This is a genomic window from Pseudarthrobacter sp. PS3-L1 (assembly GCF_030063285.1).
Classification (GTDB): domain Bacteria; phylum Actinomycetota; class Actinomycetes; order Actinomycetales; family Micrococcaceae; genus Arthrobacter.
In genome coordinates, this window is sequence record NZ_JASISU010000004.1 from 23,971 (window position 1) to 39,178 (window position 15,208).

16 protein-coding genes are annotated in these 15,208 nt (G+C 62.6%); 10 read left to right on the forward strand and 6 right to left on the reverse strand.

Annotation, left to right across the window (positions count from 1 at the left end):
* Positions 1-61: 61 nt before the first annotated feature.
* A complete protein-coding gene (locus QMG79_RS11430) occupies positions 62-2,305 on the reverse strand; it encodes a S9 family peptidase (RefSeq protein ID WP_283538742.1) in 2,244 nt (747 codons plus the stop codon).
* Between the two features lie 235 nt (positions 2,306-2,540).
* On the opposite strand from QMG79_RS11430, the gene QMG79_RS11435 reads away from it, so the two are divergent.
* Entirely contained in the window at positions 2,541-2,786 is a 246-nt protein-coding gene (locus tag QMG79_RS11435) for a hypothetical protein (protein WP_283538743.1), read from the forward strand.
* Positions 2,787-2,886: 100 nt separating this feature from the next.
* Here the strand turns inward: QMG79_RS11435 and QMG79_RS11440 are convergent, their stop codons facing one another.
* Positions 2,887-3,147, reverse strand: coding sequence for a GlsB/YeaQ/YmgE family stress response membrane protein (locus tag QMG79_RS11440; RefSeq protein ID WP_283538744.1), 261 nt, complete (start codon positions 3,145-3,147; stop codon positions 2,887-2,889).
* 222 nt (positions 3,148-3,369) lie between these two features.
* Here QMG79_RS11440 and paaA point away from each other — a divergent pair, with 222 nt between their 5' ends.
* From paaA to paaC, 3 genes are read left to right on the forward strand one after another with little or no spacing between them, the layout of a single operon-like run.
* A complete protein-coding gene (paaA, locus tag QMG79_RS11445) occupies positions 3,370-4,344 on the forward strand; it encodes a 1,2-phenylacetyl-CoA epoxidase subunit PaaA (RefSeq protein ID WP_283538745.1) in 975 nt (324 codons plus the stop codon).
* A gap of 50 nt (positions 4,345-4,394) precedes the next feature.
* The gene (gene paaB, locus QMG79_RS11450) at positions 4,395-4,697 is read left to right on the forward strand and encodes a 1,2-phenylacetyl-CoA epoxidase subunit PaaB (protein WP_283539234.1); all 303 of its coding nucleotides are present in this window, start codon (positions 4,395-4,397) and stop codon (positions 4,695-4,697) included.
* Positions 4,694-5,599 carry a 1,2-phenylacetyl-CoA epoxidase subunit PaaC gene (gene paaC / locus QMG79_RS11455; protein WP_283538746.1) on the forward strand — a complete coding sequence of 302 codons (906 nt, stop codon included), beginning with the start codon at positions 4,694-4,696 and terminating at the stop codon, positions 5,597-5,599. The genes paaB and paaC overlap by 4 nt, the downstream gene beginning before the upstream one ends.
* Positions 5,600-5,737: 138 nt before the next feature.
* Here paaC and QMG79_RS11460 read toward each other — a convergent pair whose 3' ends face one another.
* A complete protein-coding gene (locus QMG79_RS11460) occupies positions 5,738-6,211 on the reverse strand; it encodes a lipopolysaccharide assembly protein LapA domain-containing protein (RefSeq protein ID WP_283538747.1) in 474 nt (157 codons plus the stop codon).
* A gap of 219 nt (positions 6,212-6,430) precedes the next feature.
* Here QMG79_RS11460 and paaD point away from each other — a divergent pair, with 219 nt between their 5' ends.
* From paaD to QMG79_RS11475, 3 genes are read left to right on the forward strand one after another with little or no spacing between them, the layout of a single operon-like run.
* Positions 6,431-6,952: a 1,2-phenylacetyl-CoA epoxidase subunit PaaD gene (gene paaD, locus QMG79_RS11465; protein WP_283538748.1), complete on the forward strand. Its 522-nt coding sequence runs from the start codon at positions 6,431-6,433 to the stop codon at positions 6,950-6,952.
* Between the two features lie 12 nt (positions 6,953-6,964).
* Positions 6,965-8,176: a 1,2-phenylacetyl-CoA epoxidase subunit PaaE gene (paaE, locus tag QMG79_RS11470; protein WP_283538749.1), complete on the forward strand. Its 1,212-nt coding sequence runs from the start codon at positions 6,965-6,967 to the stop codon at positions 8,174-8,176.
* 19 nt (positions 8,177-8,195) lie between these two features.
* Complete coding sequence (locus QMG79_RS11475) at positions 8,196-8,975, forward strand: enoyl-CoA hydratase/isomerase family protein (RefSeq protein ID WP_283539235.1); 780 nt, start codon at positions 8,196-8,198, stop codon at positions 8,973-8,975.
* A 54-nt stretch (positions 8,976-9,029) separates the two neighbouring features.
* On the opposite strand, the gene QMG79_RS11480 is transcribed toward QMG79_RS11475, so the two are convergent.
* The 3 genes from QMG79_RS11480 to QMG79_RS11490 are packed head-to-tail and all read right to left on the reverse strand — an operon-like array spanning position 9,030 to position 11,064.
* Positions 9,030-9,488 carry a VanZ family protein gene (locus QMG79_RS11480; RefSeq protein WP_283538750.1) on the reverse strand — a complete coding sequence of 153 codons (459 nt, stop codon included), beginning with the start codon at positions 9,486-9,488 and terminating at the stop codon, positions 9,030-9,032.
* Positions 9,478-10,542 carry an LCP family protein gene (locus tag QMG79_RS11485; protein WP_283538751.1) on the reverse strand — a complete coding sequence of 355 codons (1,065 nt, stop codon included), beginning with the start codon at positions 10,540-10,542 and terminating at the stop codon, positions 9,478-9,480. The genes QMG79_RS11480 and QMG79_RS11485 overlap by 11 nt, the downstream gene beginning before the upstream one ends.
* A gap of 57 nt (positions 10,543-10,599) precedes the next feature.
* Positions 10,600-11,064: an Lrp/AsnC family transcriptional regulator gene (locus QMG79_RS11490; protein WP_502934733.1), complete on the reverse strand. Its 465-nt coding sequence runs from the start codon at positions 11,062-11,064 to the stop codon at positions 10,600-10,602.
* A gap of 151 nt (positions 11,065-11,215) precedes the next feature.
* Here QMG79_RS11490 and pdhA point away from each other — a divergent pair, with 151 nt between their 5' ends.
* Genes pdhA through QMG79_RS11505 form a run of 3 tightly spaced genes read left to right on the forward strand, consistent with a single transcriptional unit; the run spans position 11,216 to position 15,138 of the window.
* Positions 11,216-12,484 (forward strand): pyruvate dehydrogenase (acetyl-transferring) E1 component subunit alpha, encoded by a 1,269-nt coding sequence (pdhA, locus tag QMG79_RS11495; RefSeq protein WP_502934734.1) that lies wholly within the window; start codon positions 11,216-11,218, stop codon positions 12,482-12,484.
* Positions 12,481-13,584, forward strand: coding sequence for an alpha-ketoacid dehydrogenase subunit beta (locus QMG79_RS11500; protein WP_283538752.1), 1,104 nt, complete (start codon positions 12,481-12,483; stop codon positions 13,582-13,584). The genes pdhA and QMG79_RS11500 overlap by 4 nt, the downstream gene beginning before the upstream one ends.
* A 3-nt stretch (positions 13,585-13,587) precedes the next feature.
* A complete protein-coding gene (locus QMG79_RS11505; protein ID WP_283538753.1) occupies positions 13,588-15,138 on the forward strand; it encodes a dihydrolipoamide acetyltransferase family protein in 1,551 nt (516 codons plus the stop codon).
* The last annotated feature ends 70 nt before the right edge of the window (positions 15,139-15,208 follow it).

The following is a 15,208-nucleotide window of genomic DNA, read 5'->3' on the forward strand; positions in this document are numbered from 1 at the left end:
GATCAGATGGTATCCGTCCCCCATGATAAGCAGGGTTAGCAGTGGGGACGGATACCAGGAGCTAGGCGTGCAGGCCCGCACCCGGGAGCAGCTCGGTGGCGCCCACTGCATCAAGTACGTAGGCGTAGTCCCAGGCGCGTTCACGCCACTGGACATACCTGCCGGAAGCCCCGCCGTGCCCGCCGTCCATTTCGATCTTCATGACAATGGGTTCTGGGCCGGTGCTGGTGGCTCGCAGCTCCTGCACCCATTTGGCAGGCTCCACGTAGAGCACCCGGGTGTCATTGAATGAGGTAACGGCAGCGATCTTGGGGTAGGCGACGGCCCGTACGTTTTCATAGGGCGTGTACGACTTCATGTAGGCATACACGTCAGCATCGGTGATGGGGTTGCCCCACTCCTCCCATTCCAGGGCAGACAGCGGGAGCTCGGGATCCAGGATTGTGGTGAGCGCATCCACAAAGGGAACCTGCGCCAGAATGGCCGCGTACTTCTCCGGTGCAAGGTTGGCGACAGCGCCCATCAGCAGCCCACCGGCGGAGCCGCCCATGGCCGCAATCCGTCCAGCGTCTACCCAGCCGGACGTTGCCAACCAGTCGGTGGCGTCCACGAAGTCCGTGAAGGTGTTCTTCTTGGCCAGTTTCTTGCCCTGGTCATACCAGTGCCTCCCCAGCTCACCGCCGCCGCGGATGTGGGCGATCACAAACACCATGCCCCGGTCCAGCAGCGACAGCCGGGCTATCCCAAAACCGGGATCCATGCTCATCTCATAGGAGCCATAACCGTAGACGAGTCCGGCCGCGGTGGAGTCCTGCGCCACACTGACGTGGCGCAGGACAGAGAGCGGAATCCTGGTCCCGTCCGCTGCCGTGGCCCACTCACGCGTGGCAACATAGTCCGCTGGTGAATAACCGCCCAAGACCGGATTTTCCTTGCGCAAAAGCAGCTCACCCTGAGGTAGCACAGGGGTGGGAAGGACAAAGTCGTAAACGCGCGACGGCGTGAAGTAGGACGTGTAGCCCAGACGGACCACGGGTGCGTTGAAGTCGGATCCCGCGACGCCCGCCGTGTACAGCTCCTCATCGAAGGCCGGCTCCACGGGCTGTTCCTGTTCCGGAGTTCCGAGCCCGCGCAATCCGATGAACTGGACACGTTCAATCGTGTCCTGGCGGACGGACACCACGAGGTGGCTTGCGGTGAGGCCGGCGCCGTTGACGCGAACGTCGTCCGAATGCGCCACCACCGTGCGCCAGTCCTGCTTTTCAACAGGCAGTGAAAGCTGATCGGGAGCCACCAGGGACACCATGGAGTTGATCGCGTTCCGGTTGTGGGTGAGCAGGATCTGCTCGGAGACGGTGCCATCCGCTGCAGCCAGGAGGAACGGTTCCGCCTCATAGAGCACCCGCGCGTCACGGGAGATCACTGTGGTCAGTGCCGCCTCCGGGTCATCCAGCTTCATCAGGAGGGTCTCACTGAATTCCGAGCAGCCGATGCTGAGCACCAGGTAGCGGCGGTCCGAGGACAGCTCAAAGCCGAGCCACATGGCGACGTCGTCCTCCTGGTGGATGACCACGTCCTCACTCACCGGCGTGCCCAGGGTGTGGGATTTGACCTGGTAGGGACGCCAGGAATCATCCACCACCGTGTAGAAGATGCGGGTGCCGTCGGGGGAGAAGGTCACCCCGTAGAAGATGTCCTCAATCACGTCCGGCAGCAACTCGCCGGACGTGAGGTCTTTGACGTGCAGCGTGAACCGTTCATCGCCTGAGTTATCCACGGCGTAGGCGTACCGTGTCCCGTCAACGCTCACGGCCGCCCCGCCAAGAGAGAAGAAGGGCTGGCCTTCTGCTTCGATGTTGCCATCCAGGAGGACTTCCTCGCCGGGAACATCCTCGCCGGGTTCGACGGCGGGTGGTGTCCAGTCTGCAATGGGGTCACCGGAATTGGTGGCGAGGACGCGGCACTGGATGCCATATTCCTTGCCTTCGACGGAGCGGCTGTAATACCACCATCCATCCTTGCGGTGCGGAACAGAGAGGTCAGTTTCCTGGGTGCGGCCCTTGATCTCGGCGAAGATTTCCTGGCGCAGTGGTTCCTGGTGCGCTGTGACGGATTCCTGGTAGAGGTTCTCGGCTTCCAGCAGTGAAACGACCTCCGGGGAGTCCTTTTCGCGCAGCCACTCAAGGTTGTCCACGAAGGTGTCCCCATGATGCGTGCGCTCCGTGGCAACGTGCTTGGCTACGGGCGGCTGGGGTGCTGGGTCGAGGGACGATTCGGGAGTGCTGGGCTGGAATGAGGGCGTCATTGATCTACCCTATAGAGCCGGGCAACCCCTCTGCGTGCCCGTTCGCTACCGGGGGAGTCGTGGCGTGCGGGACCGGCCTTCGGGGAATTCCAGAGAGATCGTGGCCGGATGCCGAGACGGCATGCCGGGCAACGCGGTGCAGGGCACCTTGGCGCCACGCCTGTTCGCTGGCTGCGCAGGAGCGTAGGGTGGGATTTCGTCCACACCCCGGAACACCATCCGAAGGACAGCGTTTATGAATCTGCCACATGTAAATGAATCCCAGCCGTTCCCACCGGAACCAGGACCGGACTTCATGGTTGATGAGCCAGGGCAGGCACCCGGAGAGTTTCCTGATCCCGATGCCTACCTCTTTGTCCGGCCCGGCAGTCCGGCAGATCCGGGCGGCATGCCGTCACCCCCACCGGAGCCGCTGCCCCTGCCGGATCCCGGACCTGAGCTGGCCCACCCGGACCCGAGATTTGGACCCATCTGGCCTTAGCCTGACCGGGGGCAGTCCAGTCACCAGCGCTGACCATGCAAAACCGGCCACCCCGCATTGCTGCGAGGTGGCCGGTCCTGTGTGTTCTGGGGCTTGGTTTCTAGCGCGAGGACTTGCTCCGACCGGAAATAGCCTCGGCCGTTCCCACCAGCAAGACTGCCGCGATAATGGCGACCACTGCACCCAGGAAGTTGAGTTCGAAGATGTTGCCGGTGCCCAACAGCGACGCAATGACGCCGCCAATGACGGAACCTGCCAGTCCAAGCAGGAGCGTGGCCAAGAGTCCAAGGTTCTGCTTTCCGGGCTTGATCAATCGGGCAAGCGCGCCAACGACGAGTCCAAAAACGATGAAGCCAATCATGGGGTGGTCCTTTCTGCAGGTGCCGGGGGAGGTGCCCTCGGTTGGGGATAGGTCAAGTCTAGGGTGCTCTCCCAGGCAAGCCGGATGGAGGCGGCCCCTTGTGGGCGACCTTTGGCGGCGGTAGCAGCGGAACCTGTGCTTGTATCCCGACGCACTTCCGCATATCCTGAACGAACGGTCGGTAAATAATCCATCCATACCTGACGCGAATGAGGAGCAACCATGGAAGCGCAACCAGTGCTTGTTGAGACGGACGTGGATACGGACGGCCAGGCAAACTTTGACCGGATCATCGCACAGGACTCCCGGATCGAGCCGCGGGACTGGATGCCGGCCGCCTACCGAAAAACCCTGTTGCGCCAGATTTCACAGCACGCGCACTCGGAGATCATTGGGATGCAGCCGGAAGCGAACTGGATCTCACGCGCTCCCAGCCTCAAGCGCAAGGCAATACTGATGGCCAAGGTCCAGGATGAGGCTGGCCATGGCCTCTATCTTTATTCGGCAGCTGAAACCCTTGGCCAGTCACGTGATCAGATGATGGCTGACCTTATTGCCGGCAAGGCCCGGTACTCGTCGATCTTCAATTACCCGGCACGCAGTTGGGCGGACATGGGTGCCATTGGCTGGTTGGTCGATGGTGCGGCGATCTGCAACCAGGTGCCGTTGTGCCGCGCCTCCTACGGTCCGTATGGGCGCGCAATGGTGCGTGTCTGCAAGGAAGAATCCTTCCACCAGCGCCAGGGTTTCGAGATCCTGCTAGAACTTTCCCAGGGCACTCCGGAGCAGAAGCAGATGGCCCAGGATGCGGTCAACCGCTGGTACGCTCCATCGCTGATGATGTTTGGGCCCCCGGATGATGATTCGCCCAACTCGCGCCAGTCCATGGCCTGGAACATCAAGCGCTTCAGCAATGATGAGCTCCGTAGCCGGTTCGTGGGAATGATGGTGGAGCAGGTCCGCGTTCTGGGCCTGACGCTACCGGACAGCGAGATCCGCTTTAACGCGGACACCAAAATGTGGGAACACAGTGAGCTGGACTGGCAGGAATTCAAGGAAGTCCTCGCGGGCCGCGGTCCCTGCAACGCCCAGCGCCTGGAACGTCGCCGGGACGCGCACGACGACGGCGCCTGGGTTCGCGAGGCGGCGGCGGCATATGCGGAACGCCAGGCAGTAGCAACAGAGAGCGCAGCATGAGCGTCCAGGACGCAGCAGGTTCGGCTGCCAAGGGAAGTGCCGAAGCGCCCATGCCCGCGGCGCGCGAAGGGCGTGCGGCCTGGCCGCTCTGGGAGGTTTTTGTCCGTTCCAGCAGGGGTCTGAGCCATGTGCATGCCGGGTCCTTGCACGCCCCGGACGCTGCTCTGGCTCTGCGTAACGCGCGGGATCTCTACACCCGACGGAACGAGGGCGTGTCGATTTGGGTTGTCCCCGCGGAGGCAATCGCTGCGAGTGATCCCGACTCCAAGGGCTCATTCTTTGAGTCCCCGCAGGGCAAGGACTACCGCCACGCCACGTATTACACCAAAAGTGAAGGGGTGAAGCACCTGTGACGGTCAGCGAAACCAAAAAGCACGCGGAGGGCCACCACGATATTTCTACCGGTGTGGCCGGCGGGGATGGTTCGGCAAGCGCCACCCGCATCACGCCGGGCAATGCACTCCGGCCAGAGGACATCTCCCTTCAGCTTCGCCAGGGGGCTACCGGGCCCTCCGAAGATGCGGCCCTGTATGCGCTTCAACTGGGCGATGATGCCCTGATCCTGGCGCAACGCCTGGGACACTGGATTTCGCGTGCCCCAGAGCTGGAAGAAGACGTTGCGCTGGGCAACATCGCCCTAGACCAGCTTGGCCACGCTAGGTCCTTCCTGACGTATGCGGGCGGAGCCTGGGGTAAAAGCGAAGACGATCTGGCCTATTTCCGCGGCGAAGAGGAGTTCCGCTCTGCCCACCTTTTCGAGCAGCCCAACGGGGACTTTGCAGTCACCATTGCCAGGCAGCTTGTAATCAGCTGCTACCAGTTTGCGCTCTACTCTGCGCTAACCGGATCCGCCGATACAACTATCGCCGCCATTGCTGCGAAGGCACTCAAAGAGGTGGATTACCACCGCGACCACAGCGCCCAGTGGGTGCTGCGGCTGGGTCTGGGAACAGACGAATCACGACGCCGGATGATTCGCGGACTGTCCATGGTGTGGCCGTATGTCGGCGAACTCTTTGTCGATGACGATCTTGTGGCACGCCTCGCAGCCGACGGCGTGGCTGTGCTTCCAGCAAGCCTCCGTCCGGAGTTTGACCGGGCGGTTGCGCAGGTTCTTGCCGAGGCAAATCTGGACGTTCCCGACGTCCCAGCTGCCCCGGGTGGCGGCCGTCAGGGCCGGCACTCCGAGCACCTGGGCTACGTCCTTGCAGAGATGCAGGTCCTTGCCCGCCAGCACCCGGGCGCCAGCTGGTAAAAAGGCGCCACGTTGGGGCCTGGAATGTCTTCATCAGCTTGACCTGGGGGACTGTCGACTCATGTGAGTGTCGATGCCGGCCTGCCGCAACGCGGTAGGCCAGCATCGACAGCCAGGGCAGTGAACTAGTGCAGCCGGTTAGCGCTTCTGCTTTGAGCGGGCACGGTGTGCCGTGGCCCGCAGCTGCAGGATCCGCACTCCACCAGCGGCAGCGACCAGCGCACCGCCAGCAACGCTGGCAATGAACAGTGCCATGCCCAGCGGCAGGTTCCCGGCCAAGCCAAAGTAGCTGACCACCACCTGATCCTGGTTCTGGAGGATGAAAATGATCAGCAGGGTAAGGATGACCAGGGAGGCTACCACTGCAACCCAGACCATGCCTGCGCGGGTTACGCCGGGTTTGGTGGGCTCTGCTGGCTCGCGCGAGGCCGTGCTGGAATCTGCGGGAGCCGTGGTGCCAGCGTCAACCGGTGTGGCGGGCTCGTGATCCGGTGCGGAGGGAACTACCTCGCCGTTGCCGTAGTCAACGGGGGCGGCTGTGTCATACTGCTGTCCGCTGCCAGCGGGATCCTGTTGCCCGCCATTGCCGGGGGTGTACTGGCCAGAACTCACGGTATTCCTCTTCCTCAACTGCTAAGCATGCTTGTTGTGCAACTGTAGTGTGCGGTTGTTGACTGGCACAATGCGGCACCAGGGCCGGTGCGCTGCATGACCCCGGGCCGCGGCCCACCGGTGCGGTCCATGCGTGCAGTCCTGCGGGAGGCTCCTTGCTTGACGCACTATCGCGCTGCGCATATCCTGAACGAACGGTCGGTAACTAATCAGGAGGCGGTGTCAGTGCTGACAACACTTCAGCAGCAGGCGTGGGACCTCGCCGCCACCATCTGCGACCCGGAAATCCCGGTCCTCACCATTGAGGACCTCGGGATCCTTCGCGAGGTCACTGTGGCGGAAGGATCCGTGGACGGCAACCGTCCGGATGTGTGTGTCACCATTACCCCCACATATTCCGGATGTCCCGCGATGGATGCCATCCGGGACGACCTCAGGACAGCATTTTCCGGCGGCCCCTTTGGGTCCGTCGAGGTGAAAATGGTTCTTGCGCCCGCCTGGACCACTGACTGGATGACCAAAGCTGGCAGGGAAAAGCTTGAAGAATACGGAATCGCTCCGCCCACCGGAATGGCCGCGCTTGGTAAAAGTGGACCCATCCGCTTGTCGATTGCGGTGAAGTGTCCGCAGTGCCAGTCCCTCAACACCAAGGAACTCACCCGTTTTGGCTCCACATCCTGCAAAGCACTGTATTCCTGCCAGGACTGCCATGAACCCTTCGACTACTTCAAAGTCCACTAGGAAACGTAGGTTATGGAAACCGAACTGCTCGACCCGCCCACGGCCCGCCGTCGTCCGTCGTTCCACTCCCTGCAGGTTGCACAGGTGCGGCGGCTAACGGAGGATGCCGTTGAGGTCACCTTTGCAGTCCCGGCCGATCTGGCCGGCCACTTCGACTACCTGCCGGGGCAGTACGTTGCCTTGCGAACCACCCTTCCGGAAGCCGACGGAAAGGCCCACGAGGTGCGCCGAAGCTACTCCATCTGTGCTGAGCCGCAGAGCTTTGCGGACGGCAGCAGCGAGATTCGGGTAGCGATCAAAAAGGATATTGGTGGCCTGTTCTCCACCTGGGCGACGTCTGAATTGTCAGCCGGGGACAACCTCGACGTCATGAGCCCCATGGGTGCCTTTGTCTCCAGGCATGGCAGCAGGGGCGATGCCGCTGACGTGAATGTCATGAACTCCATGAACCACCCCGAGAAACTTGGTGCCAAAGAAGGCCGGTTTGTTGCCGTAGCGGCGGGATCCGGCATCACACCTGTCATCTCCATAGCCCGCACTCTGCTGGCCGCCAATTCCAGCACACGCTTTGATCTGGTCTACGCGAACAAGGCCGCAATGGACGTGATGTTCCTGGAGGAGCTCGCGGACCTGAAGGACAGATACCCCACCCGACTCGCGCTGCACCATGTTTTGTCCCGGGAACAGCGGATTGCCCCCCTCATGAGTGGCAGGATCGATGCGGAGAAGCTGGCGGCCCTCCTGGGAACGGCTATCCACAGCGAGGACGTTGACGAGTGGTTCCTCTGTGGGCCGTTTGAGCTGGTGCAGTTGTGCCGGGACACACTGGCAGGCAGGGGCGTGAATCCCGAGGACATCCGCTTCGAACTATTCAGCTCCGGCAAGCCGGACCGGCCCGAAGGCAACAGTGGGCGTCCGGTGGTGACGGGCGAGGCTCAGGAAAGCTACACCATCACCTTCAAACTCGATGGTCTGCAGGGCGAGGTGAAAAGCCCCATCGAGGCCCGGGAGTCGATCCTTAACGCAGCCCTGCGGGTCCGTCCGGATGTTCCGTTCGCCTGCGCTGGTGGTGTCTGTGGAACGTGTCGGGCAAAAGTAGTTTCTGGAACCGTGACCATGGACGAAAATTACGCATTGGAGCAGGACGAGCTGGACAAAGGCTATGTGCTCACCTGCCAGTCGCACCCCACGAGCAAGAACGTCGGCGTGGACTTCGATGTCTGAGGCCCACGTGGAGCCGGCCATGGTGTCGCTGACTATCGATTCCGGGGTTGCCGAGGTGGTACTCAATGCCCCGCACAAGCTTAACTCCCTTGATCCGGCAGGACTCAGGGCCCTGTCGCAGGCGTATGCCACAGCGGGTGAAGCGGCTGCCCGGGGTGAGGTGCGCGCCTTGCTGTTGCGTGGTGAGGGTCGGGCTTTCTGTGCTGGCCGGGACATTGCGGGCGTGAGCGCTGAAAACGATGACGCCGACGCATACCTCAGCGGACTGGTGCAGCCACTCCTCCAACAGATGAGCGCTTTCCCTGCCCCCACCTTCGCCGCCGCGCAGGGAGCTTGCCTGGGCGTGGGGCTGGGGCTCCTGCTGGCCACAGACGTTGTCTATGTAGCGGAGAATGCAAAAATAGGGTCCCCCTTCGCCAAGCTTGGCGCCACACTGGACTCCGGTGGGCACTGGTATTTCACCGAGCGACTCGGGATGCACCGGACGCTGGACCTGATCTACACCGCACAGCTCATCAGTGGTTCGGAAGCAGTTGCCCAGGGCCTGTTCAGCCGGGCCATGCCGGCGGAGTCCCTCCTGGAGAACACCCGCAGCATCGTGGCCGGTGCCGCCACCGGCCCCACCAGCGCGTTCCAGGAGAGCAAGGAATTGGTGGCTCAGATCCGCGATCAGCGGCTGGGCCTCTGGGATGCAATGGCCCATGAGAACTCCGCCCAGGCGCGACTCAGCCGAAGCGCCGACTATGCCGAGGGCTTCACGGCCTTCCAGGAAAAACGAGCGCCGCACTTTCGCGGGTGAGGGGCCAGCGGCGGTGCGTGGCGCCGCCGTCGTCCTCCTCGGGGGATGGTGGGGTCAGCTCCACCGGCGTCGCTGCAGGAACCCGGCTGCAGCGACACCCACGGCGGCTCCCAGGGTGTTCATGGCGATGTCCAGGACACTGGCGAAACGGTCGGGGAGGAACAGTGCCTGCCCCACCTCGATGCTGCAGGAGACGGCCAGCCCCAGGACCAGGTTTTGCCACGCCGGCCTGCGGGGGAACGCCATGGACGTAACAAACCCCAACGGGACAAACAACGCAATATTGGCCGCAGCCTCCACCGCGGCGTAATCCAACCAGGTGGGCAAACCCTGCAGATGGAGAAAAGTGAGGAGGCCAGACAGCTGTCCAGTCAGGGGCTGGTCTATGGGTGTTGGCCAGAAAGCGATCAGGGCCAGCGGCGCGGCCATCGCCAGCAGGACACTGCGCCACAGCGCCGTTCGGGGACCTGAACCAGGCGAGGACCCGGGCGAAGGAACCGGCTCAGTTGCCATTCTGGAAGTTGTTCGCCGCAACATAGCCTGCCATTGCGTCATCAGCCAGTGCAGCTGAAATATTGTCGATGGCTGCAGGATCCTTCAGGACAATTGACTGCCCGTCCGCAGAGGTTCCAGTGCCCAGCGTTGGCAGGGTAAACATGGCAATATCCTTTTCTCGGATTCCGCTGAGCTCCAGGCCAAGGGATCCCAGGGCTGCGGCATCAAGACCGGAATCCACGCTGATATAGGGAGCCGCGGAGCTGACAACGTTATTGATGGTCACTGGATTGGTGAGGGTCTGCGCGCTGATCAACGTGCCAAGCAGGGCCTTGACATAGGACTGCTGATTCCGTACCCGCTGGTAGTCGCCGTCGGTAAAGGCGTAGCGCTCCCGGACAAAACCCAGGGCCTGCTCGCCGTTCATGGTGGTGGGCCCGGCGGTAAACTCAAAATCGCCATGGGTGGACGTAAAAGGAACCGTAACGTTGACCTCAACGCCGCCCAGGGCATCCGTCAGTGCCTTGAAGCCCTCGAAGTTCACCATGGCCACGTGGTCTATCCGCTGGTTGAACAAGAATTCAACTGTCTCGACCATGCGGGGTACACCACCCTGGGCTAGGGCGGCGTTGATCTTCGCCTCTCCACTTCCTGGGATTGTCACCCACAGATCCCGCATGATCGACATGGCCGTGACATTCTTCCGATCAGCTGGGATGTTGATCAGCATCAGGGTGTCTGCCCGCTGGTCGGTAGCGGTTCCTTCCACGGCGTCCATTTCCGTGGCACCGCGGCTGTCACTTCCCATGACCAGGATGTTCAGGGGTACGTTCTGGCCCGGTGCGGTCTGCGACTTCTCTGGGCGGGACGCTTCATCGGGGAAGGCTGTCTCTATTTTCTGGGAAGCGGAGTTGAATGTCTGTGCCAGGTTCCACAGGTAACCACCGGCCAGCACTCCCGCTACCAGGACCACTGCAACGAGGGACAGGAGGACGTTCCGGCCCGTATGGCGGACCCGACGTCGGTCTGAGGACTCTAGTGCGTCGGTTGCGGCATCGGTGGGGCCAGGCATATGTTCCTCCGGTTCGGGTGGCGATCTGCTGGAGCTTATCAAGGAAAGGCGCGGATGCTAGCGCGTATCTACGTCCTCAAACACCAGAAAGGTCTGGGTGTCCAGGACTCCAGGCATGGACTGGAGCTGGTCGAAGATTACCCGGCGCAGATCCATGTTGTCCCTGGCGCGGACCAAAAGGATCACATCAAAATCTCCGCCCACCAATGCCACGTGGTGGACTTCAGGGATGGCGGTCAGTAGCTCGCGCAGTTTCCGCCACGAGTGTTGACGTACCTTGAGCGTCACATAGGCGGAGGACGTGAGCCCTGCTTTGATGGGATCCACCAGCGCCGTGAACCGTGTCAGGATCCCCTCCCGGTTCAGCCTGTTAATCCGAGAATAGGCGTGGGCGCGTGAGATGTGCACGTTGTCCGCCACCTGCGTCACTGACATGCGGCCGTCCGCTACCAGTTGGGCGATGATTTGCCTGTCCACCTCATCAAGCTCGGCTGGAACGGATGCCTGCGTCAATGTGTCCACCACTTCCCTGTGTAGTCCCCGTCACATTGACGGTTCGTCTTCAAGATCAGGGTAACTGACTAATTCTTTCCACGATTTTGGCTATCTCTGGATACGAATCAGTACCCAGGACCATACTGGGAGTCAATAGTGGCTAGAAAAGGATGGATCAATGACGCTCTCCACAGACCGCAGTCCGGAACATCGGCAGGGAACCGGCTCCGCTGCGGAGCCCGCCGGGGGTATGGACGCCAGCGAAAATGAGCCGGCGGTCGGTGCAGACCTTGACGCGCCGCTCCGGTTTGGCATCACCGCGGAGGACTATATGCTGCCAGCTCGGCAGCAGATCCAGATGGTGGAGCCCACGGGCCTCCTGAAGGCCACCGAAGCACAGGGCACGCAGCCAGGCCACGAATATCAGCTGCCCAGCACCGACGTGCTGCTTGATGCCTACCGCCACCTGGTGGTGGGACGCCGTGTGAATGACCAGAACTCTGCCCTGGTCCGGCAGGGTCGCATGGCCGTCTACCCTTCCAGCCACGGCCAGGAAGCCTGCCAGGTAGCGGCAGCCCTCTGCCTCAGCAAGGGTGACTGGCTCTTTCCCACCTACCGCGATTCCGTGGCAGTCATGACCAAGGGCGTGGATCCAGTCCAGACCATGACACTGTTCCGCGGTGATTGGCATGGTGGTTACAACCCTGCCGACCATCAAGTGGGGATCCAGTGCACGCCCCTGACCACCCAACTGCTGCATGCAGTGGGAGTTGCCCACGCAGCCAAGCTCCGTGGTGAAGACACGGTGGTCCTGGCAATGTGCGGCGATGGCGCCACCAGCGAGGGTGACTTTCATGAGGCCCTGAACTTTGCTGCCGTTTTCCATCTGCCGGTGGTGTTTTTTGTCCAGAACAACCAATACGCCATTTCCGTACCCTTGGCACAGCAGTCCGTGGCACCCTCCCTGGCCCACAAGGCCGTGGGCTATGGAATGGCTGGTGAACGCGTCGATGGAAACGACCTGGTGGCGCTGATGGCTGTGCTGGACCGGGCAGTTGCCCTCGCTCGGGGCGGCTCCGGCCCACTCCTGGTGGAAGCGCACACCTACCGCATGCAGGCCCACACCAACGCTGACGATGCCACCCGGTACCGGCAGGACAGCGAGGTCGCTGAATGGTTGGACAAGGACCCGCTCAAGCGGATGCGAACCTATCTTCAGGCACAGGGCCTGTTGGACGACGCCGCCGAATCCAGGATCGCCGAGGAGGCCGAGGCTGTTGCCTCGCAACTGCGAACAGGCCTGGGCGAAGATGTCCCCGTGGACCCGCAGGATCTGTTCCGCTATGTCTTTTCCGCCCCCACCACCCAGCTGAAGGAACAAGCCGCGATGCTGGCCGACGAACTGGCCCGCGACGCCGCCCCGCAGGAAACGGAGTCTGCACAATGACCACCATCACCACCTCCTCAGAGGCAAACGGCAACGTCAGCGCGGCAACCGCGCGCGCAGCGCAGCAGGCCGCGCAAAAAAGCCAGGCGGGCCGGGCGCAGCCTGTCACGCTGGCCAAGTCCCTGAATACTGCGCTCTCCGACGCGATGGCTGCAGATCCTTCGGTCCTCGTGTTCGGTGAGGATGTCGGCCTGCTGGGCGGTGTCTTCCGGATCACCGACGGCCTGACCGCAAAGTTTGGTGACCAGCGTTGCTTTGACACGCCCCTGGCAGAATCCGGAATTGTGGGCATGGCCGTGGGTATGGCCATGAACGGCATGCGTCCCGTGGTGGAGATGCAGTTCGACGCCTTCGCCTACCCCGCGTTTGAGCAGATTGTCAGCCACGTGGCCAAGATGCACAATCGCACCAGGGGTGCCATCAAGCTCCCCATCGTCATCCGCGTTCCCTATGCCGGCGGTATCGGGGGAGTGGAGCACCACTGTGATTCCTCGGAGTCCTACTACGCACACACGGCCGGGCTCAAGGTCTACACGCCTGCCACGGTGGCCGACGGGTACCGGATGCTGCGGGAGGCGATCGCCTCGGATGATCCAGTGATGTTCATGGAACCCAAGAAGCTTTACTGGTCCAAGGACCAGGTGGACCTGGAGGCCTTGCGGGCCGGGCACGAGGCCGACGGCGGGGCCTCCTCCGAAGGGACGGCCGCCGTCGCACGTGCGGGAACGGATGCCACCCTGATCGCCTACGGTCCCTCTGTTCCGACGGCCCTGGCCGCTGCGGCTGCAGCGGCCGAGGAGGGCCGATCACTGGAAGTGATAGACATCCGTTCTATCGTGCCCTTTGATGACGAGACAGTCTGCGCTTCTGTGCGGAAGACCGGCCGTGCCGTGGTGATTGCCGAAGCCCATGGTTTCGCGTCAGTGTCCTCAGAGATTGTGGCCAGGGTCCAGGAACGGTGCTTTCACCACCTGGCGGCACCGGTCCTCCGCGTGACAGGTTTCGATATCCCATACCCGGCACCCAAGCTGGAACACTATTACCTGCCTGGCGTAGACCGGATTCTTGACGCCGTTGACAATCTGCAGTGGGAGGACTGAGTTATGGGCAACACGAAAGTTTTCCTCCTTCCGGACCTGGGCGAAGGCCTTACCGAAGCGGATCTGGTCAGCTGGCTTGTTGCCGTTGGCGACGAGATCAGCGTGGACCAGCCCATCGCGGAAGTAGAGACCGCCAAGTCCATGGTGGAAGTCCCGTCGCCCTACGCTGGCACGGTGGAGATTCTCCATGGCCAGCCCGGGGAGACGCTCGACGTCGGCAAGCCACTGATCTCCGTCCGCCCGGCAGGGGCGCCTGCTGGCGCTGTTGCCGGCGACGCTGCCGTTCGTGACGCCGCTCCCCGTGAAGCTGGCGGCACCAGCAAGGACGGGACGGATACTGGAGGTGATGCGCAGGGCGAGGCTTACCGCGAGGAAGAAAAAGCCGGTTCGGGCAATGTGCTCATTGGCTACGGGACACCAGCGGGCGCCGGGATTACGCGCCGCACCCGTGCTCCCCGCCGGGCTGCTTTTCCTGCTGCACCTGAGCAGGATTCCGCTGGCCGGGTGTCCGCAGAGGAACGGACAATGGATGATTTGATCCTGCTGCGCACCAGGGTTCCGGGAAGACTCGGCGCTGTGATCTCCCCTCTGGTTCGTCGCATGGCCAAGAACAACGGCGTGGACCTGGGCAGTCTCAACGGCTCGGGTGACAGGGGGCTGATCCTCCGCCGGGACGTTGAAGCTGCCATGACTGCCCCGCAGGCCGTGGTGGAGAAGGCGCCCGAGGCTCCAACTCCTGCTACCGAACCGTCCAGGGCTCCGGAGCCCTCGACGGCCTCCGGAGCGGACGTACTTCCAACGCCTGCGGCGGACCGTGCGCCAGACAGCGTGGATGCCAGGACCGGTCTCGGCGTTTCACGGCGCGAACCCGTCAAGGGCATCCGCAAGGCCGTTGCGGCGAATATGACCCGTAGCCGGAAGGAGATTCCCGAGGCCACGGTGTGGGTGGACGTTGATGCCACAGCACTCCTTGACCTCCGTGCTTCCCTCAAGGCGGCCCAGCCAGAGTCCACGCCAGGCCTGATGGCTTTCCTGGCACGGTTTGTAACGGCCGGACTAAAAAGGTATCCAGAGCTGAACACCCGAATCGTTACAGCTGACGACGGATCCTTAGAGCTCGTCAGTTTTGACGGAATCAATCTTGGTTTCGCCGCGCAGACCGACCGCGGACTGGTGGTTCCCTCCATCCGGCGGGCTGAGTCACTGACCGCGCGCGAACTCGATGGCGAGATCCGCCGGCTGACCGCCGTCGTCCGCGAGTCAAAAGCCACACCACAGGAACTGGGCAGCGGCACCTTCACGCTGAACAACTACGGTGTCTTCGGTGTTGACGGCTCCGCCGCCATCATCAACCACCCCGAGGTGGCAATCCTCGGAATCGGGCGGATCATCGACAAACCGTGGGTTGTGGACGGCCAGCTCGCTGTCCGGAAGGTCACCGAACTGACCCTGACGTTTGACCATCGGGTGTGCGACGGCGGAACAGCCGGCGGGTTCCTGCGGTTCGTTGCTGATGCCGTGGAGAACCCGATGGGGCTGCTGACAGACCTCTAGGGGGCCAGGGGCTGGGGGGCGGGGTGCCGCCCTGCCTCCAGCAAGGGCGGTTTCGCCGTGGGTAGGATGG

What these genes read in the sequence shown, in the direction of transcription:
- QMG79_RS11430 (WP_283538742.1), bottom strand. Translation starts at nt 2,305, where the DNA reads ATGACGCCCTCATTCCAGCCCAGCACTCCCGAATCGTCCCTCGACCCA.
- QMG79_RS11435 (WP_283538743.1), top strand. Translation starts at nt 2,541, where the DNA reads ATGAATCTGCCACATGTAAATGAATCCCAGCCGTTCCCACCGGAACCA.
- QMG79_RS11440 (WP_283538744.1), bottom strand. Translation starts at nt 3,147, where the DNA reads ATGATTGGCTTCATCGTTTTTGGACTCGTCGTTGGCGCGCTTGCCCGA.
- paaA (WP_283538745.1), top strand. Translation starts at nt 3,370, where the DNA reads ATGGAAGCGCAACCAGTGCTTGTTGAGACGGACGTGGATACGGACGGC.
- paaB (WP_283539234.1), top strand. Translation starts at nt 4,395, where the DNA reads ATGCCCGCGGCGCGCGAAGGGCGTGCGGCCTGGCCGCTCTGGGAGGTT.
- paaE (WP_283538749.1), top strand. Translation starts at nt 6,965, where the DNA reads ATGGAAACCGAACTGCTCGACCCGCCCACGGCCCGCCGTCGTCCGTCG.
- QMG79_RS11475 (WP_283539235.1), top strand. Translation starts at nt 8,196, where the DNA reads ATGGTGTCGCTGACTATCGATTCCGGGGTTGCCGAGGTGGTACTCAAT.
- QMG79_RS11480 (WP_283538750.1), bottom strand. Translation starts at nt 9,488, where the DNA reads ATGGCAACTGAGCCGGTTCCTTCGCCCGGGTCCTCGCCTGGTTCAGGT.
- QMG79_RS11485 (WP_283538751.1), bottom strand. Translation starts at nt 10,542, where the DNA reads ATGCCTGGCCCCACCGATGCCGCAACCGACGCACTAGAGTCCTCAGAC.
- pdhA (WP_502934734.1), top strand. Translation starts at nt 11,216, where the DNA reads ATGACGCTCTCCACAGACCGCAGTCCGGAACATCGGCAGGGAACCGGC.
- QMG79_RS11500 (WP_283538752.1), top strand. Translation starts at nt 12,481, where the DNA reads ATGACCACCATCACCACCTCCTCAGAGGCAAACGGCAACGTCAGCGCG.
- QMG79_RS11505 (WP_283538753.1), top strand. Translation starts at nt 13,588, where the DNA reads ATGGGCAACACGAAAGTTTTCCTCCTTCCGGACCTGGGCGAAGGCCTT.